This window comes from Caballeronia grimmiae, from assembly GCF_000698555.1.
In the GTDB taxonomy this organism is placed as follows: domain Bacteria; phylum Pseudomonadota; class Gammaproteobacteria; order Burkholderiales; family Burkholderiaceae; genus Caballeronia; species Caballeronia grimmiae.
Map to the genome: position 1 here is coordinate 96117 of NZ_JFHE01000011.1, position 20925 is coordinate 117041.

Here is a 20925-nt window from a genome sequence, read left to right on the forward strand (position 1 = left end):
GGCTTGTCCCGGCCTCATGCGCATCGTTTCCGCACGAGACGGCGGCCTCGCCCGCTTGCGTCTCATCGGCGGCGAACTGAGCGCGCATGCTGCGCATGCGGTTGCGCGCGCCGCCGTGCGTTGCGGTTCGGGCGTCATCGACGTGACGAACCGGGCCAATCTGCAACTGCGCGGCATCCGCGACGATGCCCACGCGGACCTCATCGATAGCGCCTTGAACGCCGGCCTCGGTCCGCAAGCGGAAGGCGGCGACGATATCCGCAACGTCATGCTGAGCCCGCTCGCCAACCACGCGACGCGCACGCTCGCCGCCGGGATCATTGCCGCGATGCAGAACGATGCCGCGTTGCACGCGTTGTCGCCGAAGTTTTCGCTGCAGTTCGATGGCGGCGAATCCCTCGCCATGCTCGATCATACGCATGATGTGTGGCTCTCCGCACTCGATGGCGGCGCGCGTTTTGCGTTCGGATTAGCAGGGTCGATGCCGCATCGCGTCGAACATGCGCCCGCGCTCGGCAGCGTTGCTCGCGATGATGTCGTGCGTTTCGTTATTGCAGTGCTGCATGCGTTTCTGGCGGAGGCTACGCAGCAAGAACATCGCATGCGCGAGGTGCTTGCACGCATCGGCGTTGCGCGCTTTCTCGCTGCGCTTTCCTTCGATGCCGCATGCACGACATGGCGGCGTGCGCCGTCCGATGCGTCGCTGCGTCTGGGCGCACACGAAATGCCCGAACACGATGCATGGTACGTCGGCGCACAACCGCCGCTTGGCCGTCTCGATGCGGCGACGCTCGACGCGCTCGCTGATCTCACCTCATCGCATGGGCAGGGGCGGCTCATTTTCACGCCGTGGCAAAGTGTAGTGCTGCCCGGCGTCGCAATGCAGGACACGCAATACGTGATCAGTCGCCTCGATGCGCTCGGCCTCGTCACCGACCCGCGCCATCCGCTTGCGCGACTCATCGCATGTACAGGATCGGCCGGCTGCGCCAAAAGCCACGCCGACACCAAAGCCGATGCGCACCGTCTCGCGCCGCTGTTGCCGCCGGATACACACGTGCACTTGAGCGGTTGCGATCGTTCGTGCGCGGCGGCGCATCCGTTTGAAGTAACGCTGTTCGCGGTCGGAACGGGCCGCTATGACGTGCATCAGCAGGCGCAGTGCGTCGCGCACGATCTTTCCATCGAAGAGGCGGCCGCATGGCTTGCCCGGAGCCATGCCGATGCTTGACTACATTCGCGACGGCGCCGAAATCTATCGTCAGTCGTTTGCGACGATTCGCGCCGAAGCCAACCTGAGCGCCATTCCTTCCGATATCGAGAAGCTCGCCGTGCGTTTGATTCATGCGTGCGGCATGACCGATATCGTCGATGACTTGCGTTTCTCCCCCGGTGCAGGCGATGCGGGCCGCGCGGCGCTTGCTGCGGGCGCACCCATTCTCTGCGATGCACGCATGGTCGCGGAAGGCATCACGCGCGCACGCCTTCCCGCCGATAACCGCGTGATCTGCACGCTCGGCGATGCATCCGTGCCCGAACGCGCCCGTGCGATGAACAACACGCGATCCGCCGCCGCGCTCGAGCTATGGCGGTCGCATCTGGAAGGCGCGATCGTCGCGATCGGCAATGCGCCGACCGCCCTCTTTCATCTGCTCGACATGATCGATGCCGGCGCACCGAAACCCGCGCTCATTCTGGGCTTTCCGGTGGGTTTCATCGGCGCGGCGGAATCCAAGGCTCTGCTTGCGTCCGACAGCCGGGGCGTGCCTTACGTCGCCTTGCTCGGACGGCGCGGCGGAAGCGCAATGGCCGCCGCCGCAGTGAACGCACTTGCTTCGGAGACCGAATGATGAGCGGACGGCTATATGGACTGGGCGTCGGTCCGGGCGATCCCGAACTCATCACGGTCAAGGCGCTGCGGCTGCTGAAATCCGCGCCGGTCGTTGCGTATTTCGTCGCGAAGGGAAAGAAAGGCAACGCGTTCGGCATTATCGAGTCTCATCTCGACGATACACAAACGCGCCTGCCGCTCGTCTATCCGGTCACGACGGAAGCGCTCGAACCGCCGCTTTGCTACGAAACGATCATCAGCGCGTTCTACGATGAATCCGCGCTCGCCATCGCCGATCATCTCGAAGCGGGGCGCGATGTCGCGGTGATCTGCGAAGGCGATCCCTTTTTCTACGGCTCGTACATGTATCTGCACGACCGCCTGGCCGGACGCTTCGACGCGCATGTGGTCCCCGGCGTGTGCTCGATGCTCGGCGGCGTATCGGTGCTGGGCGCGCCGCTCGTGTATCGCAATCAAAGTCTCAGCGTCCTTTCTGGCGTGCTGCCCGAAGAGGAACTTCGGCGCAAGCTCGAATCGTCGGATGCGGCCGTCGTCATGAAACTCGGACGCAACTTCGAGAAAGTGCGCCGCGTGCTGATCGAACTCGGGCTGGACAAGCGCGCACTTTATGTCGAGCGCGCGACGATGGCGAATCAACGCATCGTCCCGCTCGATGAAGTCGATCCGATGGCGTCGCCATATTTCTCGCTGCTCGTCGTGCCGGGGAAAAAATGGCAGGCGTGAAGACGCGTTCGACGCTTGCCATCGTCGTGCTCGGTGAGAGCGCGATGCACACTGCGCGGCGCATTCAGGCGCAATACGCCGGATCGCTCGTGCATGGTCTTGCGGGCCGCGTGGACGCTGATCTTGCTTACGAGAATTTCGGCGCGCAGCTGCGTTCGCTCTATGCAGCCGATACGCCGATCGTCGCGCTATGTGCCGCGGGGATCGTGATTCGTGCACTTGCGCCTTGCCTAAGCGACAAGCAAGCCGAACCGCCCGTGCTGGCCGTCGCGCAGGACGGTAGCGCGGTGGTACCGCTCCTCGGCGGCATGAGCGGCGTCAACGTGCTTGCTAAAAAAATCGCTGCTGCGCTCGACGTGAAACCAGCGATCACGACAAGCGGCGAATTGCGCTTTGGCACATGCCTGCTTGCGCCGCCGGAAGGATATGCGCTGGCCGATATCGAGCGCGGCAAGCGCTTCGTATCCGACTTGCTCGCGGGCGAAACGACGCGCATAGAAGGTCATGCGCCCTGGCTCGATCATGTCGATGTCCCGCGCAATGCCGACGCGCGCTTGGCGGTGCGCGTCACGCCACATATCGATGAACACGACGATGCGCTCGTGATCCATCCACGCTGCGTGGTGGCGTGGGTGCATGACGTGAGCGGTCCTGTCGCAGAACGCGTGCGCGACGCGTTGCATATGCATCGCTTGTCGCCACTTGCGCTCGCTGCGCTCGTCGCGCCGACGCACGCGATGACTTGCGACGCCCTCGCCGATGCCGCCAGCGCACTCGACGTGCCGCTGCGTTTCAGCGACGGGATGCCTTCGCGAGACATCGGCATCACCGTGGCGGACGGCCCTGTCGATGTGCAAACCATTGGCCGCGCCCGCGGCACGCTGACCGTAATCGGCCTGGGCCCCGGCAACGCGGATCTGATGACGCCCGCATCGAAGGCCGCGCTCATCGCCGCGCAGGACGTGCTCGGCTATGAAACGTATTTGCGCATGGCGGGACCGTATCGCGCCGATCAATGCGTGCATATGAGCGACAACCGCGAAGAGTTGCAACGCGCGCGCCATGCTTTCGAACTCGCGAGCGGCGGGCGCAACGTGGTCGTCGTTTCGTCAGGCGATCCGGGCGTATTCGCGATGGCCGCCGCCGTGCTCGAAGCACTGGACGAAGGCCGCGCGACGCATCCCGAATGGAACGCGGTCAAGCTGAACATTTTGCCGGGCGTATCCGCATCTCTCGCGACGGCCGCACGCGTAGGCGCACCGCTCGGCCATGACTTCTGCGTGCTGTCGCTATCGGACAACCTGAAGCCTTGGGACGTGATCGAGAAACGCATCACACATGCATGCGAAGCCGATCTCGTGATGGCGTTCTACAACCCGCTATCGAAGGCACGGCCCTCGCAATTCGATCGCGCGATGAGCATCGTGCGGCAGTATCGCGATGCGGCGACGCCCGTCGTGCTCGGCCGCGACGTGGGACGTCCCGCTGAAACGATCCGCACCGTCACGCTGGCCGAGCTGCACGGCGGCCTCGTCGATATGCGGACGATGGTGATCGTCGGTTCATCGCGAACACGTAGCTTCGGCGACTGGGTCTATACGCCGCGCTGGTATTGAAGCAGCGCATCCGCCGATACGCATTGCGCTCGCCACGACACCGCCAACGCCTCCGCCCCGCCGACACGCACGAGTCCATCGTCGAAATCCACGACGATGATGCGATCCGCAAAAGAAGGCGCGGCGGGCCGCTCGTTCACGCGGCCATCGGTCAGTAGCCATAGCCAGCGGCGCTGATCGGGCCTGCGCCGTGCAGCGCGCGCAAGCACCGTTGCCGCGCTCGCCATCCCGAGCGTGAGCGGCGTCCCGCCTCCGCCGCCGATCGGCGCGATCCATCGCTCGTTGAACCAATGCGCCGCGCCCGGCTGACGGCGCACTTCGGCGCGTCCGCCGCCGAAGCACACCAGCGCGACTTCAGCGCGCTCGCGATAAGCGCGGTCGAACAGCGCGATCAACATGCCTTTGGCGCGTGCAAGACGCTCGCCGCCTAGCATCGAGCCGGAGCAATCGAGCACGAAGCAATGGAGCGCGCTCGCGTCGCCGTCGGTGCGGCGAAAGCGCAAATGTGCCGCATGAAAAGGCGCGGCGCGCTTCGCTCGCAACGTCGCCATCCAGTCGATGCGTGCGCTGTCCGCGCCATCTTGCGCAGCGTAGCGGCCCCGCGAACGCGCGTCCTGCCATCGAAGACGATGCGCTTGCGCATCGGCGTCGAGCCTTCGATGGCTCAGGCTTTTTTTTCGGCGAGCGGCCTGACTTGCTTGATCTTCGCAGCGCCAACCGGCTCGGGCGGCACGTAGCCCCATTCGCCATCCTGTGCGCTCGCGCCGTTTGCCTGACGAGGCGGCATCTCATGCGGCGTTCTTTGCGGCTGCGCGTCCTGCTCACGGCGTCGATGACGCAACACCGCTTCGGCCACGCATTCGACATGCTTCGTCTCGACGCAATGCGCGCCTTCGAGCGCCGCGAGCGCACGCGCCGCGCGCAGCATCACGAGGTCCGCGCGCAAGCCGTCCACTTGCGCGGCGATACAAAGCTCGCTGACGCGGGCATGAACGGCATCGTCGAAATCGTAGTCGTTCAGCGCGGCACGCGCGGCGTCGATACGCTCGCCGAGCGCCGCCTGATTGTCCGCATGAAGCTCACGAAATGCTTCGGGGTCCGTATCGAATTCAAGGCGCGACTTGACGATTCTCTGCCGCACGTTCGCATCGAAACAATTGTCCAGTTCCACCGCGAGCCCGAAGCGGTCCAGCAATTGCGGACGCAGTTCACCTTCTTCCGGGTTCATCGTCCCAATGAGAACGAAGCGCGCATCATGGCGGTGCGAAATGCCGTCGCGTTCGATGATGTTCACGCCGCTCGCCGCCACATCGAGCAACTGATCGACGAGCGGATTCGGCAACAGGTTCACTTCGTCGACATACAGCACGCCGCGATGCGCCTTCGCCAGGAGGCCCGGCGAGAACTTCACGCCGCCGTCGCGCAACGCGCTCTGGATATCGAGCGTGCCGATCAACTGCTCCTCGCTTGCGCCGAGCGGCAAGGTCACGAGCCGTCCTTCGGGCAGAAGCTCCGCGAGCGCGCGCGCCGCCGTTGATTTCGCCGTGCCGCGCGGCCCGCTGACGAGCACGCCGCCAAGCGACGGATCGACGGCCGCGAGCAGCAAAGCCTGCTGCAACGGCGCCTGTCCGACGAGCGCGGTGAAAGGAAACACTGGAAATGAAGAGGTTTCGTTCAAAACTGTCGGCTCTCGAGTTGCTGCTCGACATCGAGCAGATGCCGCGTCACCGCCTCGCGATAGTCGCCCGGCGCTTGCCACAAGCCGCGCTCCATCGCTTCGAGCAAACGCTCGCAGATCGACTGCAACGCGTGCGGGTTGTGACGGGCGATGAAGTCGCGCGTGCCGGCATCGTTCACATAGGCATCGGTGACGAGCGCATATTGATGATCGGACACGACGCGCGCCGTGGCGTCGTAGCCGAATAGATAGTCGACCGTTGCTGCCAGTTCCGATGCGCCCTTGTAGCCGTGTCGCTTGACGCCATCGATCCATTTCGGATTGACGACGCGCGCACGCACCACGCGTGCAATTTCTTCGTTGAGCGTACGAACGCGCGGCGCCGCCGGGTTGCTGTGATCGGCGTTGTACGCCTGCGGCTGCAGGCCCGACAGATAACGCACCGCCGCCACCATGCCGCCCTGAAACTGGTGATAGTCGTTCGAATCGAGAATATCGTGTTCGCGATTGTCCTGGTTTTGCAGGACCACATCGAGCGATGAAAGACGCGTGCCAAAGCTCGCGCGCGCTTCGACGCCGTCGCCGCCTTGCGAATACGCATAACCGCCCGTGCTTTGATAAGCCTCCGAGAGATCAGCGTCGGTGTGCCACTGACGCGCATCGATCAGTTCCTGCAAGCCCGCTCCATATGCACCGGGCTTCGTGCTGAAGACACGCCAGCCTGCACGGCGACGCGCTTCCGCTGCATCGACACCGCGGCCGATCAGTTCATCGCGCTCGCGCACAATTCGTGCGCGAATCGGGTTCACGTCGTCCGGCTCGTCTTCGAGTGCAGCAACGGCCTGCACCGCCGCGTCGAAGAGATGCATGAGATTGGCGAACGCATCGCGAAAGAAGCCTGATACGCGCAAGGTCACGTCGATGCGCGGACGGTTGAAGATGGAGATGGGCAGGATCTCGAAGTCCGTCACGCGATGACTGCCCGCCGCCCACTTCGGCCGCACGCCGATAAGCGCGAACGCCTGAGCGATGTCGTCGCCTCCCGTGCGCATCGTCGCCGTGCCCCACACTGACAAGCCGATCGCACGCGGATAGTCGCCGTGGTCCTGTACGTGCCGCTCGACGAGCATGTTCGCGGACTTGAGCCCTAGCGACCAGGCGGCTTGCGTCGGCAAGGCGCGCGTGTCGACCGAATAGAAATTGCGACCGGTAGGCAGGACGTCGGGCCTGCCGCGTGATGGCGAACCGCTCGGTCCCGGCGGCACGAAGCGCCCTTCGAGACCGCGCTTGAGTTGCATCAGCTCTTGCGGTCCGCATGCATCGAGACGCGAGAGGACATCGCTTTTCAGGCGTTCAAGCACGAGTTTCGCATGTGGTCCGGGCGCGTGAGCATCGTCTTGCAGCAGTTGCATCGCAAGACATTCGAGGCGCTCGCGCGTGTCGCCATGATGACGCCACGGCGCACTGCTCACCGCTTGCAATGCTTCAGGGCGCGGGCCCGTCCATGATGCGGACCAGTCGGAATCGAGCGGATCGAAGGCATCGCCCAGTTGCAGATCGCGTGCGAGCGCGGTGATGAGGCTCGCGTTCGCACCTTGGCCATCGCCGACTGGAAAACGCCCTAATGCAAGCAACGTATCGCGGCGCTGCACGCCTTCGGGCGATACGCCGAACACATGCAGGCCGTCGCGTATCTGCGCTTCCTTCAGTTCGCATAGATAGGCATCGGCGCGCGTGAGCAATGCGTCTTCGCCCGCGATGTCGCGCGGCGCATCCAGCCCCAGCTCTTCATGCAGTCTGTGTTCGACGATGTTCTGCAGTATCGACTTGCGCAAGAGTCTTGCACGGCGCGCATCGACCATCAACGCTTCGTAGTATTCGTCGACTTGCCGTTCGAGGTCCTGCAAAGGCCCGTAGTTCTCGGCGCGCGTCAACGGCGGCATCAGATGATCGATGATGACCGCCTGCGCGCGCCGCTTCGCCTGACTGCCCTCGCCCGGATCATTGACGATGAACGGGTAGAGATGCGGCATCGGGCCGAGAATCAGATCGGGCCAGCACGACGCCGACAACGCCACGCTCTTGCCCGGCAGCCATTCGAGATTGCCGTGCTTTCCTACGTGCACGATCGCGTCGATACTGAAGCGCGAACGCAGCCAGAAATAGAAGGCCAGATAAGCATGCGGCGGAGCGAGTTCGGCATCGTGATAGCTCGCATAGTCGTTCCGTTCACGCGAACGCGAAGGCTGAATGCCGACGAAGACTTCCCCGCAGCGAAAGCCCGCGATCATGAAGCGGCCGCGTCTTATCGTCGGGTCTTGCTCGGGTGCGCCCCATGTTGCTTCCAGTGCAGCGCGCGCATCGGCGGGAACCGCGTCGTACGCAGCACGATATTCCTCGAGCGAAAGGCTTTGCAGCGCGGGACGCAAATCGCGCACGACAGGATCGTTCGTCACGCCTTGCGTCAACGCCGCGATGAGCACATCGCCATTCTCGGGAATAGTGCCGACGCGATAGCCTTCTCGCGCGAGCATCGACAGAATGCCGACCGTGGACGCCGGCGTATCGAGACCCACGCCGTTGCCGATGCGCCCTTCGCTCGCAGGATAGTTCGCGAGCACCAGCGCGATGCGTTTGGCCGCGTTCGGTTTATGCCGCAGCGCGCACCAGCGCCGGCTCAGTTCCGCGACGAAGCGCACGCGCTCGGCATCGGGCTGATAGCGCACGACGTCGACTTGCGTATGCGAACAGTGATACGCAAGCCCCTTGAAACTCACTGCGCGCGTGATGATGCGGCCATCGACTTCGGGCAACGCAATATGCATCGCGACATCGCGCGAATTGAGGCCGTGATTGTCCTTCTGCCAGTCTTCGCGATTGCCGCCGCTCAAAACCACTTGCAGCACGGGCGCATCGCCGGCCACTTCGAATGCTTCGCTCTCGCCGATCACGCCCGCTGCGAATGCCGTCGTATTCAACACGAGCGACGCATGATGCTCCGCGCATAAGCGCGCGACGACTTCGCGGCTGACGCTTTCTTTAAGCGAGGAAATTGCGATCGGCAGCGGATTGAGGCCTTCATTTTCGAGCGATTCGATCAGCGCATCGAATACCGCTGTATTGCCCGCTTGCAGATGCGCGCGGTAAAACAGCACCGCGACGACGGGCGCGCCCTCTGTCCATCGCGCGCGCCAGTCGTCGATCACGGCGATATCGTGCTCGGGATGATAGATGGCGACAGCGGGCAACGGACTCGGCGGCTGCGGCTCGCGCCCGAAGCCAAGCGCATGATGAGCGATCGCGCGCAGGAACGCTTCCGCATTGCGCGCGCCGCCTTCGCGCAGATAACGCGACAAGACGCGGCAGAACGCGGCGTCCGCCGTGCTCTTGGCGATCAGATTCGGGTCTTCGGTGAGATCGCCGGAGAACATCGCGAGCACCTGCTTCTCGCTCTTCGCAAGCGATACGAGCCGCTCGATCCCATACGGCCAATACGATTCGCCGCCGAGATGGTCGACGATGACGACCTTCGCGTGACGCACGACATCGTCGATATAAAAGTCCACCGATGCGGGCTGACGCAAAAACGACTGATTCGCGAGCCGCACTTCGGGAAAGCCCGCTTCGAGGCGCGGAAACACGCTCGCCAGCAGTGCGAGCGTCGTGTCCGCCGAACTGAGCACGACGATCGGCGCACGCGTCTGCTCGATGCGTATGACGCCAGCGGCATCGTCGACGAAACCGCCGGGTGTCGTGCGTAGTAAGTGCATCGTGTCAGGCCTGGACCGGCGCGCTGGCGAGCGCCGCATCGAATGCGGCCTGAAGCGCCGGCTGATCGAGGTCTTCTCCGATCAGCACGAAACGGCTGGCCGCTTCACCTTCGAACCAGCGCCGGTCGAAATAACTATCGAAACGACGTCCCACGCCTTGCACGACCAGACGCATCGCAGCGCCGGGAAGCGCGGCAAAGCCCTTTACACGATAGATCGTGTGATGCTCGACGAGACTTTGCAACGCGGCGATGACCTGCTCGCGCGACTCGATGCTCGCCTGAACGACGACGGAATCGAACGCGTCGTGATGATGGTCGGCGTGGCCTTCATCATCTACCGCACCGTGATGATCGTGCCGCAAATGAATCGTCTCTTCCGATGCCGATTGCAAGCCGAGCAACGCATGCAGATCGAGCCGGCCCATCTGCGCAGGCACGATCTTCACTTGCGGCGGAATCTCGGGGCGTATGAGTGCTTCCACGTGGCCGAATGCATTGCCGTCCATCAGGTCCGTCTTGTTGACGATCACCAGATCGGCCGATGAAAGCTGATCCTCGAACAGTTCATGCAGCGGCGATTCATGGTCGAGGTTCGGATCGGCCTTGCGCTGTGCATCGACTGCGGCGGGATTGGACGCGAACTGGCCGCTCGCAGCAGCGGGGCCGTCGACGACCGTGATCACGGCATCCACGGTAAAAGCATTCTTGATGGACGGCCAGTTGAACGCCTGCACGAGCGGCTTCGGCAAGGCGAGACCGGACGTTTCGATCAGCACGTGGTCGATGCGGTCGCGCCGTTCGAGCAATTGCTCCATCACGGGATAGAACTCTTCCTGCACCGTGCAACACAAACAACCGTTCGCAAGCTCATAGAGATTGCGGTCCGCCGAGGCCGCTTCGTCATCGCAGCCGATACCGCAACCCTTCAGAATCTCGCCGTCGATGCCGAGTTCGCCGAACTCGTTGACGATGACCGCCAGGCGCAAGCCCTGCGCATTCGACATGATGTGGCGCATCAAAGTGGTCTTGCCGCTGCCGAGAAAGCCGGTCACGACGGTGACGGGAATCTTGCGGGTTTGCATCGTTGCTCCGTGGCGTGTGTGCGTGCGCCGTGCCGCTCAAGGCATGGAATGCGATGTCGAACGGGAATGCGCACGGCTCTGTGATCATGGACCGGGCCGCATCCCCGCGGCATGGGTCCTTGCGAAAGTCTGGCCGGTATCCGGGCTTGCGGCTTCATTGCACCGCCTTCCTGCCGATGGCAGTGGCGTATGGCGCAATGCGCGGCATCGTCAATACCGATACCGCCAGTCGCTTACCGTTGCGGGGGCAGCGCAGGTTGACGCAAGCCATGATCATGCATGGCCAGGCGCTCCCTGCTTCCCGTTTAACTGTGCGCGAAAGAAGCTCGCGCACGAGCACCAAAACTGCGTGAAAGTCTAGGCGTAGCGGGCACGAGCGTCAAGGAAACACGCGCTTTGAAGAAGCGCCTATGGTATCTTTGGCCCGCGACTGGTGCCCGCGCGTTCCAACGCAACGCGCAGTTAAACGGGAAACAGGAAGCCGTGCTCGTCAGACGAACCACGCGCCAGCCTGTGCTGTCCCCGCAACGGTACGCGACCGGCGGCATTGTCATCGTGCAATGCCGCGCATCGTGCTCGAATGCCACTGCCGAAGGCGGGAAGGCCGCACGATGAGGTCGCAAGCCCGGATACCGGCCAGCGCAGGGGACGAAGCGCATTGCGTGATTGCAAGCGACGCGCTTTGCCGAACGCCGCGCATCCGCGAGGGACGCATGCACGGCGCAAGCTGCCATTCCATTTCGATGATGACCATTAGCGCGAATCGGCGCCATCTTGCCGTCGGCATCGGTTGCAGGCGAGGCGCAAGCGCGGACGCCATAGAGCAAGCCGTGCGCGCGGCGCTTGGCGCAACCGCCTTTCTGTTCGAGGATATTGCGCTGGTCGCCAGCATTGCCGCGAAAGCGAATGAAGCAGGCTTGCTTGCGTTTTGTGAGCAACATGGTCTTGCATTGCAATTCTTCCGAACGGAAGAAATTGCCGAAGCGCCAGCAAGCTATTCACCGTATGCCGGCAAGCACATGAACGTCGATGGCGTGTGCGAACCTTGCGCGATACTGGCAACCCAGGGCGGACGCCTCGTGCTTGGGAAGACCATCGTCGGCGATGTGACTGTCGCCATTGCAATGAAGAACGCGCCATCAGATACGAAAGTCCCATGAAAACCGATACCGAATCGCATCTGCGCATGACGCAGCGTCGCAAGGAAGGCCACGAAAAGAAGCAGGCCGCCGCCGATCACGAGAAGGGTTTGTTGATCGTCAATACCGGCAATGGGAAGGGCAAGACCACAGCCGCATTCGGCATGGCGGTGCGCGTGCTCGGCCACGGCATGAAACTCGGCATCGTGCAATTCATCAAGGGCGCGTTGCATACGTCCGAGCGCGATTTCCTCGCCGCAGTGGCGAATTGCGATTTCGTCACGATGGGCGACGGCTATACGTGGAACACGCAGAACCGCGAAGCCGATATGGCGACCGCGCGCAAAGGCTGGAATGAAGCGCGCCGCATGATCGAGAGCGGCGAGTACCAGATGGTCGTGCTCGATGAACTCAATACCGTGCTCAAGTACGAGTATCTGCCGCTCGATGAAGTGCTCGATGTGCTGAAGGCGCGGCCCGCGATGCTGCATGTCGTCGTGACGGGCCGTCATGCGCCCGATGCGCTCGTCGACATCGCCGATCTCGTCACCGAGATGCGGCTCGTGAAGCATCCGTATCGCGAGCAAGGCGTCAAGGCGCAACGCGGCGTCGAGTTCTGATGCCGCGCTGCCCTGCACTCTTCATCGGTGCGAGCGCCTCGCATCAAGGCAAGACCACCGTGACGGCCGCGCTTGCGCGCCATCATGCGCGGCAAGGCCGGCGCGTGCGCGTCTTCAAGACCGGCCCGGATTTTCTCGATCCGATGATTCTCGAACGGGCATGCGGTTCGCCTGTCTATTCGCTGCACCTGTCGATGGTCGGCCTCGATGCCTGCCGCGCGATGCTTGCAAAAGCAGCGCGTGAAGCCGATCTCATTCTGATTGAAGGCGTCATGGGCTTGTTCGATGGCACGCCCAGCAGCGCCGATCTGGCCGCCGCGTTCAACGTGCCCGTGCTCGCCGTGATCGGCGCGCATGGCATGGCGCAAACGTTCGGCGCGGTGGCGTTCGGGCTGGCGCGTTATCGCACGGATGTGCCGTTCTATGGCGTGCTCGCCAATCGCGTGGCATCGGCGCGTCATGCGCAGATGCTTGCCGAAGCCATTCCCGATGGATTGCGCTACTGCGGGCACCTGTCCAACGCGGACGATATCGCGTTGCCCGAGCGTCATCTCGGCCTGACGCAAGCGCAGGAAATCGCGAGCCTCGATGCACGCCTCGATCGCGCCGCCGATGCCATCGCTACTACCTCGCTTGGCGAGCTGCCGCCGCGAGTCGAGTTCGAAGATGCAACGCTCGATGCACCGCCGCGCCTGCTCGACGGCATGCGAATCGCCATCGCACGCGATACCGCGTTTTCTTTCATCTATCCGGCGAACATCGACTTGTTGATTGCAATGGGTGCGAGCGTCACGACGTTCTCTCCGCTCGCCGACGAACCGCCGCCCGCCGATACCGATGCGCTCTATCTTCCCGGCGGCTATCCCGAACTGCATGTGGCCACGCTCGCATCGAATGCATGCACGCGAGCGTCGATCAAGGAGCACGTTGCGCGTGAGCGCGTCGTCGTCGCGGAATGCGGCGGCATGCTTTATCTGCTCGACACGCTGACGGATATCGAAGGCAACCGGCACGCCATGCTCGGCGTGCTGCCCGGCAATGCAACCATGCAGCGGCGTCTCGCACGCCTCGCGATGCAGCGTCTCGACACTGCACATGGCATGCTCACCGGCCACACCTTTCACTACTCGACACTCGATACCCCGATGCAGCCCCAACTCACCGCGACGCATGCAACGACGGGCGCGGCAGGCGAAGCGCTTTACCGGCAGAGCCGCATCACGGCAACGTATATGCACGCTTATTGGCCGTCGAACCCGGCGGCAGCAGCCGCGCTGTTTCGCGGCGAATCACTATGACGATGACATTGGACCTCGCCTTCACGATCGAACGCGCGAAAGCGCAAGAACCCATTGGTTCGCCCTGCACCGGCGTATGCAAGATCGATCCCGCACACGAACTGTGCGCGGGATGCTTCAGAAGCCGCGCGGAAATCAAAGCCTTCAGATCGATGGACGATGCCGCAAAACTCGCCCTTCTCGACGAATTGCCCGGCAGGCAAGCATCGGTGTCGGGCGTGAGGACCGCTTAGACCGTCGCCATTGTTCGCCGCGCGGGACGTTCCAGTTCGCGGGCGGCAAGTGCGCCGAAGACAAGACCGAGCGCCGTCCAGATGATCGCCTGAATGCCGATAGCGGCCACGCGGAAATTCCAGAGCAACGATGCGGAAAAACCAGCGGGCACTTCGTCGACGCGCGGCAGGATGAATTGCGCAAGCACCATCAACGCGACATACGCAGCGCCCGCGATGATCGTCGCATTCCAGTTGCCCTGAGTGCCATGCAAGCGCCTTTGCGACCACACGGAAAAAGCCGCAGCCGCAATGGAAATTGCAACGATGCCGAAGAACAATGCAGTGCGCGCGCCGATGGTCTCGGGATTGCCGACGGCGGGCGGATTCGGCGGATACACGAGAAACGGCGCGACGGTCACGCTGACGAAGCCGAACATCGCGAGCAATGCCGCTACGCCACGCGCGTGCAAAGCGCCGAGCCGCCCGTAAGCGACCGCGAAGACAAGCGAGAAAATGCCGCCGAGCGCCGTGCCGAATACCGCGATGCCTGTGAGCAAGCCTAAGCCCGCCTGAGTATCGCGGCTAACGATGTCTTGGCCGCCTTCGTGTTCGTGTGAATGCGCCGCTCCTTCATGCCCTGCATGAGCATGTTCGTGCTGCGCTTCGAAAGCGATGGCGCGCTCGACCGATGCTTCACCCACCGTCTTTGCGAACGCGAAGCCGAGCAGGCCCGCGACAAGTCCCGCGATCATGCCGCGTATCAACAGACTGCGAATCATGGCCCGTCCTCAGTGGCACGGAAAGCCGAGCAAATGCCGGCCATCGTGAACGAACTCGTGGACGTAGGTGCCCGACAGAATCGACGTTGCGCCCTGCTCTGCGCCGACGAAGTAAATGGCGATCAGCAGAATAAGGCCGATAAACACAGCCCAAGGCAGGACTTCGCGCACCGGAATGGGGACAGGTGCGTCGATTGTCGGTAAGGAAGGAGCCGCGGAAAAGACCGGTGCGTTGGAAGCATTCATGGATGGTTCTCCTGGGAAAAGCGCGTCCCGTTAGACGAAGAGCTTGCAGCGGGGTCTGACTCGCGGGCTATCTATTTGAAACGCCCGCATACAGTGGCGCGACCGTGCCGGGTTTGCACCGGCTTCCTCGCACTGCAAGCTTGCCATTCTATGACGATTACCGGCAAAGTAAAGCAATGCTGCTCTAAGGGCGATTGATTGAAGTGAACGTTATTCTGCTTTGCCACGCCGCTACTCATGCAATGAAAGCCGCGCGCTTTCCGACTGGTAACGAACCCGCCAAGCGCGCGGAACTCATGCGCTTCGGTCTTCCTCACGACGTTCCTGTCATTTCAAGTCCCGCCGCCGCAGCTCGCGAGACGGCCTCGTGGCTGACGAGTCAATTCACGATCGACCCTGCGTTCGACGATATCGACTATGGGCGTTGGCGCGGCCATGCCATTCGCGAGATTGCGCAGCAGGAAGCGGAAAGCATCGCTGCGTGGCTATCGGATGTGAATGCGCGCCCGCATGGCGGCGAGAGCATCGCCATGCTGGCGGAACGCATTGCAGGGGCGCTGACGCGTATCGGCAACGATGCGTCGCATGAATGCTGCATCGTGGTCACGCATGCGATCGTCGTCAAAGCGGCGCTCGCGCATGTGCGCGGAGAAGCGCTGGCGTCGTCGCTGAGAATGGATTTCGCGCCCTTGTCGTCGATACAGCTCGAATACGATGCAGCGCATCGTTTATGGTCCGTACGAAACTTCGATGCGAGCGCGAGGCTCAAAAGCATCGACAGCGCATGACGCTGCCGCACACTCAAGGAGACTCACATGGCGCACTACGTTGATGGTTTCGTCGTACCCGTGCCAATAGACAAGATCGATGCATACCGGGCCATGGCCGAGGAAGCCGGCAAGATCTGGCTCGAACACGGCGCGTTGCAGTTCGTCGAAGCCATCGCCGATGACGTCAAACCGGGCGAACTCACTTCGTTTCCGCAGAGCGTTCAGCTAAAGGAAGGCGAGACAGTTGCGTTCTCGTGGATACTCTACGATTCGCGAGAGCAACGCGACGCAGTGAACGAGAAAGTCATGAACGACCCTCGGCTGAAGGCCATGATGGAGAAGGCTCCGCCGCCGTTCGACGGAAAACGCATGTTCTTCGGCGGATTCAAAACGCTAGTCGAACTCGGCAGCGCCTGAGCCCGATTAGCGCAATTCACAAAGGAAAAGCATCGACATGTTCATCGCCATGAATCGCTTCAAGATCGTGCCGGGCGCCGAGTCAGATTTCGAACGGCTGTGGACGAGCCGCGACACTCATCTGAAGGAAGTTCCGGGCTTCGTCGAGTTTCATCTGTTGAAAGGCCCGGTCAAGGACGACCACGTGCTTTATTCAAGCCATACGATCTGGGCGAATCGTGCCGCATTCGAGAACTGGACGCGCTCGGACGCGTTTCGCGCCGCTCATCGCAATGCGGGCGGCGAGACACGTCAACTCTATCTGGGTCACCCGGAATTCGAAGGCTTCGAAGTCATTCAGACGATCAGCTAACACGCGCGTTTTACACGCCTATGAAAAAACGCGCTAAAGCCGCCGTCGCAATAAACTAAGCCTTTGCCCCGCGAGCCATCCGTTGCAGCGTCGAAGAATCGATTGCGGCGGCGCAAATGCGTACGGCTTCCTTCAAGGTCCGGGGCCGTCCTTCGCCGAACTGCGATTCGAGCATGGCCAAAGCGCGCACCCGCTCTTCGTTGCCCAGCTTCTCGCCGGTCGCCAGTTCCAGCACGGAGATGAAGTAGGCGGCGGGCGGGGCTGCGCGCCCGGCAGGTGTGGGATGTGCGGCACGCACGCCATGCGATTCGCCCGCACCGTCGCGGTGCCCATCGAACGCCGTCCGGCGCAATGCCGGCCGTGCGGTCCAATCCGTTTCGTTTCGACTATTCATTGGTCTGATCTTCGCTGAAGTGCCCTGCGCCCGAAGCGCATCGTCTGTTTAATAGACAGCAAAGATCGTTCCAACCCGCTTACGCGCTCGCCTCTTGCGACGATAAAACTGCTTTCGCGACGCGGCATGCAGCGAGATCCCACGCCGCACAGCCGACCGACTTGAATACCACAGGACGGCCCGAAACGCTGCGTGAAACAAGCGCCGACGCAAGCGGCGTCACTGCACTCCAATCGACATCCGCAAGAATGTAGTCCCCTGCTTCGTGGCGAGCGCCAGCCGGATCGTCGACATAAAGCTCGCTGGCATGAACGATCGACGGCGCGATTTCGGCCGCGTCCGCCGTGAATGCGCCCACGCCGATGACGAGCCGAGCCGGGTTCGCCGGCTGCGTATAGACCGGCGTCTTGCTCGTTGTCGCCGTAATCACGACGTCGATCGAATCGGGCACCGACCCGTGCTCCAGCGGTTCCATATTGGCGGACAACCCCGCGTTCTCCTCGAAGAACACGCCCGCGCGGCCTGGCCGCGAGCCGAGAACATGGATGCGCGCTTCGGGATAAAGACTCGCAAGCGCCTCGACATGATGCGCGGCCTGTTTGCCGGTACCGATAACGAGCACTGCCCGAGGCGCTTGTGCGGCGAGCGTGCGAATGGCAAGCATGGATACCGCGGCGGTACGGCGGCCCGTGACGGTCGGACCGTCCAGCATGAACTGCAGCGCACCGGTTGCAGCATCGAATGCGCTGACCTGCCCGTGTATCGTCGGCAAGCCCAGCGCGCCATTGCCGGGGCACACGTTGACGAGCTTGTGCATGGCGATATCGGCGGCGGACGCGGGCATCGACAACATCACGCCGCCGTGCGCGAGCGGCACGACCATGCGCTCAGGACTGACGATGCGGCCCGCCGTGTAATCGAGCATGGTCGCGGCCAAGGTGTCGACGAGGCGATCGTAAGGCAATAGGCGCGCGGTTTGCACTGCATCGAACGTGTCGGTCATCGTGAGTCGCCTCTCTGAGTTTTAGCGCCAAGCGCCGCAATATTCTAACGGCGCACGAACGCGTGTCATAAAGCGCGAGCGTTTCTACAATGGACGAATCGATTGCGGCGTCATACGACTGCAACGCCATGCGGTCATAATCGGCCGTCCCGCGCCGCCTCACGAACGACCGCGCGAACCAGATGCATTCCGGAGCACGACATGAACATGACGGACAAACAGCGCCGTTTTCACGCCGACCTGATCGACAGCTACGACGAAGAGTTCGAGATGGAGATCGACGACCGCTTGATGGACGGCGAAGCGGCCTTCTCCGATGAAGAACGGGCGATCCGCAAGACCTATTTCCGCGAGCTTTTTCGCTTGCAAGGCGAACTCGTCAAGTTGCAGGACTGGGTCGTACACACGGGGCACAGGCTCGTCGTCATCTTCGAGGGACGCGACGCCGCAGGCAAAGGCGGCGCAATCAAACGCATTACGCAGCGGCTCAATCCGCGTGTATGCCGCGTCGCTGCGCTGCCTGCGCCGAACAACCGCGAGCGTACGCAATGGTATTTCCAGCGTTATGTGTCGCACCTGCCGGCTGGCGGCGAGATCGTGTTGTTCGATCGAAGCTGGTACAACCGCGCGGGCGTCGAACGCGTGATGCATTTCTGCACCGACGAAGAGTACGAAGAATTCTTTCGTTCAGTGCCGGAGTTCGAGAAGATGCTGGTGCGCAGCGGCATTCAGATCATCAAGTACTGGTTTTCGATTACCGACGATGAACAGGAAGTGCGCTTTCAGGCGCGCATCGAAGATCCGTTGAAGCAGTGGAAGCTCAGCCCGATGGATCTCGAAAGCCGCCGCCGATGGGAAGCCTATACGGCCGCGAAGGAAGTCATGCTGCAACGCTCGCACATACCGGAAGCGCCATGGTGGGTGGTGCAGGCCGTCGACAAGAAGCGCGCACGCCTCAACTGCATTCATCACCTGTTGAGTCAGGTGCCGTATCACGAGATCGAGCATTCTTCGATACAACTGCCCGAGCGGGTATTCAATCCCGATTATTTACGCCAGCCCGTGCCGCAGGAGATGTACGTTCCCGAAGTCTATTGATGAACCTTAGCAGCAGTGACGGCAGGCAATGGATTCGATTGCCTGTCCGCGCTCACGATGCACTGCCTGACGCGCGACGAACTGATATGCGTGCTGCGAACCTCTAAGCAGCATCACGAACATGACTTGCGCGAGATTGAAGTCGAGCGTGACCATGAGCCGCATGAGCAGCAGCAAAGGCAGCACGACGGCAGGTTGATAGATTTGTCTTGCGATCAAGGCTCTCATTGGCGGCTCCCATTCCCATGACTTGTATTCTATGGATCGGAGCGATGCCGATAAATGGGCCGCAAGTGAAGACATATGTTCCTTGAAGCGAACAATCGCGGTCAGAAACAAAAAGGCCCCGCATTCAGCGGGGCCAAAGACCGGCATCAGTTCTTCGCGAGACTCGGTTCGGGAACCGGCGTGGGCATCGCATCGCCCCATCCGCCGCCAAGCGCGCGTATCAGGTTCACCGTCGATACCGCCTGCGTCCCCGCAAGCTGAACGGCCACGCGCTGCGACTGCAACACGGTGCGCTCCGCGTCGATCACATCGAGGTAATTCACCGCGCCTTCCGTGTACTGCCTGCGTGAAAGCTGCGCGGCGCGCACCGATGCGTTCACCGCATCCGCCTGCGTCGTGGTCTGCGTTTCGAGGATGCGCAAGTCCGACAGGTTGTCTTCGACTTCACGGAACGCCACCAGCACTTGCTGACGATAATTCGCCACGTCCTCTTCATAAATGGCGCGCGCATTCGCGAGATTGCCCTTGCGACGCCCGCCATCGAAGATCGGCAGATTGAGCATCGTGCCCGCGAACGGCCCGAGAAGGAACGTGCGGCTCGACCAGTTGAAGAGATCGCCGAGCGTCGCCGATTCGAAGCCGCCCGATCCCGTCAAGGTCAACGACGGAAAGAACGCCGCCTTTGCCACGCCGATGCGCGCATTCGCTGCGGCCATGGACCGCTCCGCTGCAGCGATATCCGGACGGCGTTCGAGCAACGACGAAGGCAAGCCCGGCGGCAAGCGCACCGTCACCGGCTTGAGCGGGTTGGCGGCCATCGTGAATTGCGCGGGTGCCTTGCCGAGCAGTACCGCAAGACCATGCTCCGATGCCGCGCGCAAGCGTTGCACCGTCATCGCATCGGAACGAGCGGTCGCCAGTTCGGAGCGCGCACGCGCGACGTCGAGCTCGCTGATATCGCCTTCCGCGAAGCGCCGCTGCACGAGTTTGAGCGCTTCTTCACGCAGGGTCACGGTGCGCGCGAATACATCGGCTTCCGCATCCAGCTCGCGAAGATTGAAGTAGTTCTGCGCGACATCCGCCTGCAATGCAAGCTGCACGGAACGGAACAACGCCTGGCTCTGTTCCGTGTCCGCGTTGGCCGCCTGCACCGAGTTCGAGACGCGGCCGAATAGATCGACTTCATACGACACGCTCGCTTGCGCGCGCCACAACGTCTGCGCCGGAACGTTCCCGTCGGGCGGCAGGAACTGCGAGGCTGGCGAGAACTTCTCGCGTGTCGGACCGAAGCCTGCATCGAGCGTCGGAAAGAGGCCTGCACGCGCCGTCTGATTGATTGCGCGCGATTCCTTCACGCGCGCCGCCGCAGCCTTCAGATTCTGATTGGCATCTTGCGCCTGACGTTCGAGATCGTTGAGCGTGGGGTCGTCGAACACGGTCCACCACTCGCCGCGCAGCATTTCTTCCGAAGGCTGCGCGGTCTTCCACGTACCCGCTTCCGATGGCGACAGCGTCGGGGTTTCCTTGTAAGCAGCCGGCGGATTCACATCGGGCTTTTCATAGGTCGGGGCAAGCGAACATCCCGCGACCACGAGCAGCGACGCCATCAATGCAGGCAAGCCCAACCATCGTTTCATTAGCGA

General features: G+C 62.5%; 22 protein-coding genes and 3 riboswitches. Of the genes, 12 read left to right on the plus strand and 10 right to left on the minus strand.

Annotated elements, in window-relative coordinates; all coding sequences use genetic code 11:
• The first annotated feature begins 16 nt into the window (after positions 1–16).
• From cobG to cobJ, 4 genes are read left to right on the plus strand one after another with little or no spacing between them, the layout of a single operon-like run.
• On the plus strand, positions 17–1231 hold the full coding sequence (cobG, locus tag BG57_RS14325; protein ID WP_035964539.1) for a precorrin-3B synthase: 1215 nt from the start codon (positions 17–19) through the stop codon (positions 1229–1231).
• Positions 1224–1850: a precorrin-8X methylmutase gene (locus BG57_RS14330; protein WP_035964959.1), complete on the plus strand. Its 627-nt coding sequence runs from the start codon at positions 1224–1226 to the stop codon at positions 1848–1850. Before cobG ends, BG57_RS14330 begins: the two co-directional genes overlap by 8 nt.
• Positions 1847–2575 carry a precorrin-2 C(20)-methyltransferase gene (locus tag BG57_RS14335; RefSeq protein ID WP_035964542.1) on the plus strand — a complete coding sequence of 243 codons (729 nt, stop codon included), beginning with the start codon at positions 1847–1849 and terminating at the stop codon, positions 2573–2575. The genes BG57_RS14330 and BG57_RS14335 overlap by 4 nt, the downstream gene beginning before the upstream one ends.
• Positions 2563–4191, plus strand: coding sequence for a precorrin-3B C(17)-methyltransferase (gene cobJ, locus BG57_RS14340; RefSeq protein ID WP_035964544.1), 1629 nt, complete (start codon positions 2563–2565; stop codon positions 4189–4191). Before BG57_RS14335 ends, cobJ begins: the two co-directional genes overlap by 13 nt.
• Here cobJ and BG57_RS14345 read toward each other — a convergent pair.
• From BG57_RS14345 to cobW, 4 genes are all read right to left on the minus strand, one after another.
• Positions 4170–4742, minus strand: coding sequence for a vWA domain-containing protein (locus tag BG57_RS14345; protein WP_035964546.1), 573 nt, complete (start codon positions 4740–4742; stop codon positions 4170–4172). The genes cobJ and BG57_RS14345 overlap by 22 nt on opposite strands.
• 113 nt (positions 4743–4855) lie before the next feature.
• Positions 4856–5845, minus strand: a complete 990-nt coding sequence (locus BG57_RS14350) for a magnesium chelatase ATPase subunit I (protein ID WP_229753861.1) — start codon at positions 5843–5845, stop codon at positions 4856–4858.
• Positions 5846–5865: 20 nt separating this feature from the next.
• A complete protein-coding gene (cobN, locus tag BG57_RS14355) occupies positions 5866–9639 on the minus strand; it encodes a cobaltochelatase subunit CobN (protein ID WP_035964965.1) in 3774 nt (1257 codons plus the stop codon).
• A gap of 4 nt (positions 9640–9643) precedes the next feature.
• On the minus strand, positions 9644–10723 hold the full coding sequence (gene cobW / locus BG57_RS14360) for a cobalamin biosynthesis protein CobW (RefSeq protein ID WP_035964550.1): 1080 nt from the start codon (positions 10721–10723) through the stop codon (positions 9644–9646).
• A gap of 114 nt (positions 10724–10837) precedes the next feature.
• Positions 10838–11082, minus strand: a riboswitch (cobalamin riboswitch).
• A 55-nt stretch (positions 11083–11137) separates the two neighbouring features.
• Positions 11138–11378, plus strand: a riboswitch (cobalamin riboswitch).
• 91 nt (positions 11379–11469) lie between these two features.
• Here cobW and BG57_RS14365 point away from each other — a divergent pair.
• Genes BG57_RS14365 through BG57_RS14380 form a run of 4 tightly spaced genes read left to right on the plus strand, consistent with a single transcriptional unit; the run spans position 11470 to position 14013 of the window.
• On the plus strand, positions 11470–11883 hold the full coding sequence (locus BG57_RS14365) for a cobalamin biosynthesis protein (protein ID WP_152562599.1): 414 nt from the start codon (positions 11470–11472) through the stop codon (positions 11881–11883).
• Positions 11880–12482: a cob(I)yrinic acid a,c-diamide adenosyltransferase gene (gene cobO / locus BG57_RS14370; protein ID WP_035964552.1), complete on the plus strand. Its 603-nt coding sequence runs from the start codon at positions 11880–11882 to the stop codon at positions 12480–12482. The genes BG57_RS14365 and cobO overlap by 4 nt, the downstream gene beginning before the upstream one ends.
• On the plus strand, positions 12482–13780 hold the full coding sequence (locus tag BG57_RS14375) for a cobyrinic acid a,c-diamide synthase CobB (RefSeq protein ID WP_035964562.1): 1299 nt from the start codon (positions 12482–12484) through the stop codon (positions 13778–13780). The genes cobO and BG57_RS14375 overlap by 1 nt, the downstream gene beginning before the upstream one ends.
• Entirely contained in the window at positions 13777–14013 is a 237-nt protein-coding gene (locus BG57_RS14380) for a DUF1289 domain-containing protein (protein ID WP_052005813.1), read from the plus strand. The genes BG57_RS14375 and BG57_RS14380 overlap by 4 nt, the downstream gene beginning before the upstream one ends.
• Here BG57_RS14380 and BG57_RS14385 read toward each other — a convergent pair.
• Complete coding sequence (locus BG57_RS14385) at positions 14010–14774, minus strand: CbtA family protein (RefSeq protein WP_035964564.1); 765 nt, start codon at positions 14772–14774, stop codon at positions 14010–14012. The two genes, BG57_RS14380 and BG57_RS14385, sit on opposite strands and share 4 nt — an antisense overlap.
• A 9-nt stretch (positions 14775–14783) precedes the next feature.
• Positions 14784–15020, minus strand: a complete 237-nt coding sequence (locus BG57_RS14390) for a CbtB domain-containing protein (protein ID WP_035964566.1) — start codon at positions 15018–15020, stop codon at positions 14784–14786.
• Between the two features lie 30 nt (positions 15021–15050).
• Positions 15051–15172: riboswitch (cobalamin riboswitch) on the minus strand.
• Positions 15173–15262: 90 nt separating this feature from the next.
• Here BG57_RS14390 and BG57_RS14395 point away from each other — a divergent pair.
• Genes BG57_RS14395 through hmuQ form a run of 3 tightly spaced genes read left to right on the plus strand, consistent with a single transcriptional unit; the run spans position 15263 to position 16559 of the window.
• Entirely contained in the window at positions 15263–15808 is a 546-nt protein-coding gene (locus BG57_RS14395) for a histidine phosphatase family protein (protein ID WP_075583139.1), read from the plus strand.
• A gap of 27 nt (positions 15809–15835) precedes the next feature.
• The gene (locus BG57_RS14400) at positions 15836–16207 is read left to right on the plus strand and encodes a DUF1428 domain-containing protein (RefSeq protein WP_035964568.1); all 372 of its coding nucleotides are present in this window, start codon (positions 15836–15838) and stop codon (positions 16205–16207) included.
• A 37-nt stretch (positions 16208–16244) separates the two neighbouring features.
• Entirely contained in the window at positions 16245–16559 is a 315-nt protein-coding gene (hmuQ, locus tag BG57_RS14405) for a heme-degrading protein HmuQ (RefSeq protein ID WP_035964570.1), read from the plus strand.
• Between the two features lie 55 nt (positions 16560–16614).
• Here the strand turns inward: hmuQ and BG57_RS33785 are convergent, their stop codons facing one another.
• Entirely contained in the window at positions 16615–16953 is a 339-nt protein-coding gene (locus BG57_RS33785) for a hypothetical protein (protein ID WP_035964574.1), read from the minus strand.
• A 79-nt stretch (positions 16954–17032) separates the two neighbouring features.
• A complete protein-coding gene (lhpI, locus tag BG57_RS14415) occupies positions 17033–17956 on the minus strand; it encodes a bifunctional Delta(1)-pyrroline-2-carboxylate/Delta(1)-piperideine-2-carboxylate reductase (RefSeq protein ID WP_035964577.1) in 924 nt (307 codons plus the stop codon).
• 201 nt (positions 17957–18157) lie between these two features.
• Here lhpI and ppk2 point away from each other — a divergent pair, with 201 nt between their 5' ends.
• Positions 18158–19054: a polyphosphate kinase 2 gene (gene ppk2, locus BG57_RS14420; protein WP_035964579.1), complete on the plus strand. Its 897-nt coding sequence runs from the start codon at positions 18158–18160 to the stop codon at positions 19052–19054.
• Positions 19055–19060: 6 nt separating this feature from the next.
• On the opposite strand, the gene BG57_RS14425 is transcribed toward ppk2, so the two are convergent.
• Together BG57_RS14425 and BG57_RS14430 are read right to left on the minus strand one after the other, a co-directional pair.
• Entirely contained in the window at positions 19061–19282 is a 222-nt protein-coding gene (locus BG57_RS14425; RefSeq protein WP_035964582.1) for a hypothetical protein, read from the minus strand.
• Between the two features lie 146 nt (positions 19283–19428).
• Positions 19429–20919, minus strand: coding sequence for an efflux transporter outer membrane subunit (locus BG57_RS14430; protein WP_277621553.1), 1491 nt, complete (start codon positions 20917–20919; stop codon positions 19429–19431).
• Positions 20920–20925: the final 6 nt, after the last annotated feature.

Bases quoted from the DNA above. Each gene is read 5' to 3' on its own strand.
- cobW (WP_035964550.1), bottom strand. From the start codon at position 10,723: ATGCAAACCCGCAAGATTCCCGTCACCGTCGTGACCGGCTTTCTCGGC.
- lhpI (WP_035964577.1), bottom strand. From the start codon at position 17,956: ATGACCGACACGTTCGATGCAGTGCAAACCGCGCGCCTATTGCCTTAC.
- cobJ (WP_035964544.1), top strand. From the start codon at position 2,563: ATGGCAGGCGTGAAGACGCGTTCGACGCTTGCCATCGTCGTGCTCGGT.
- BG57_RS14425 (WP_035964582.1), bottom strand. From the start codon at position 19,282: ATGAGAGCCTTGATCGCAAGACAAATCTATCAACCTGCCGTCGTGCTG.
- BG57_RS14365 (WP_152562599.1), top strand. From the start codon at position 11,470: ATGACCATTAGCGCGAATCGGCGCCATCTTGCCGTCGGCATCGGTTGC.
- BG57_RS14395 (WP_075583139.1), top strand. From the start codon at position 15,263: ATGAAAGCCGCGCGCTTTCCGACTGGTAACGAACCCGCCAAGCGCGCG.
- BG57_RS14385 (WP_035964564.1), bottom strand. From the start codon at position 14,774: ATGATTCGCAGTCTGTTGATACGCGGCATGATCGCGGGACTTGTCGCG.
- cobO (WP_035964552.1), top strand. From the start codon at position 11,880: ATGAAAACCGATACCGAATCGCATCTGCGCATGACGCAGCGTCGCAAG.
- cobG (WP_035964539.1), top strand. From the start codon at position 17: ATGCGCATCGTTTCCGCACGAGACGGCGGCCTCGCCCGCTTGCGTCTC.
- BG57_RS14400 (WP_035964568.1), top strand. From the start codon at position 15,836: ATGGCGCACTACGTTGATGGTTTCGTCGTACCCGTGCCAATAGACAAG.
- BG57_RS14375 (WP_035964562.1), top strand. From the start codon at position 12,482: ATGCCGCGCTGCCCTGCACTCTTCATCGGTGCGAGCGCCTCGCATCAA.
- ppk2 (WP_035964579.1), top strand. From the start codon at position 18,158: ATGAACATGACGGACAAACAGCGCCGTTTTCACGCCGACCTGATCGAC.
- BG57_RS14380 (WP_052005813.1), top strand. From the start codon at position 13,777: ATGACGATGACATTGGACCTCGCCTTCACGATCGAACGCGCGAAAGCG.
- BG57_RS14430 (WP_277621553.1), bottom strand. From the start codon at position 20,919: ATGAAACGATGGTTGGGCTTGCCTGCATTGATGGCGTCGCTGCTCGTG.
- BG57_RS14330 (WP_035964959.1), top strand. From the start codon at position 1,224: ATGCTTGACTACATTCGCGACGGCGCCGAAATCTATCGTCAGTCGTTT.
- BG57_RS33785 (WP_035964574.1), bottom strand. From the start codon at position 16,953: ATGAATAGTCGAAACGAAACGGATTGGACCGCACGGCCGGCATTGCGC.
- BG57_RS14345 (WP_035964546.1), bottom strand. From the start codon at position 4,742: ATGGCGACGTTGCGAGCGAAGCGCGCCGCGCCTTTTCATGCGGCACAT.
- BG57_RS14335 (WP_035964542.1), top strand. From the start codon at position 1,847: ATGATGAGCGGACGGCTATATGGACTGGGCGTCGGTCCGGGCGATCCC.
- hmuQ (WP_035964570.1), top strand. From the start codon at position 16,245: ATGTTCATCGCCATGAATCGCTTCAAGATCGTGCCGGGCGCCGAGTCA.
- BG57_RS14390 (WP_035964566.1), bottom strand. From the start codon at position 15,020: ATGAATGCTTCCAACGCACCGGTCTTTTCCGCGGCTCCTTCCTTACCG.
- cobN (WP_035964965.1), bottom strand. From the start codon at position 9,639: ATGCACTTACTACGCACGACACCCGGCGGTTTCGTCGACGATGCCGCT.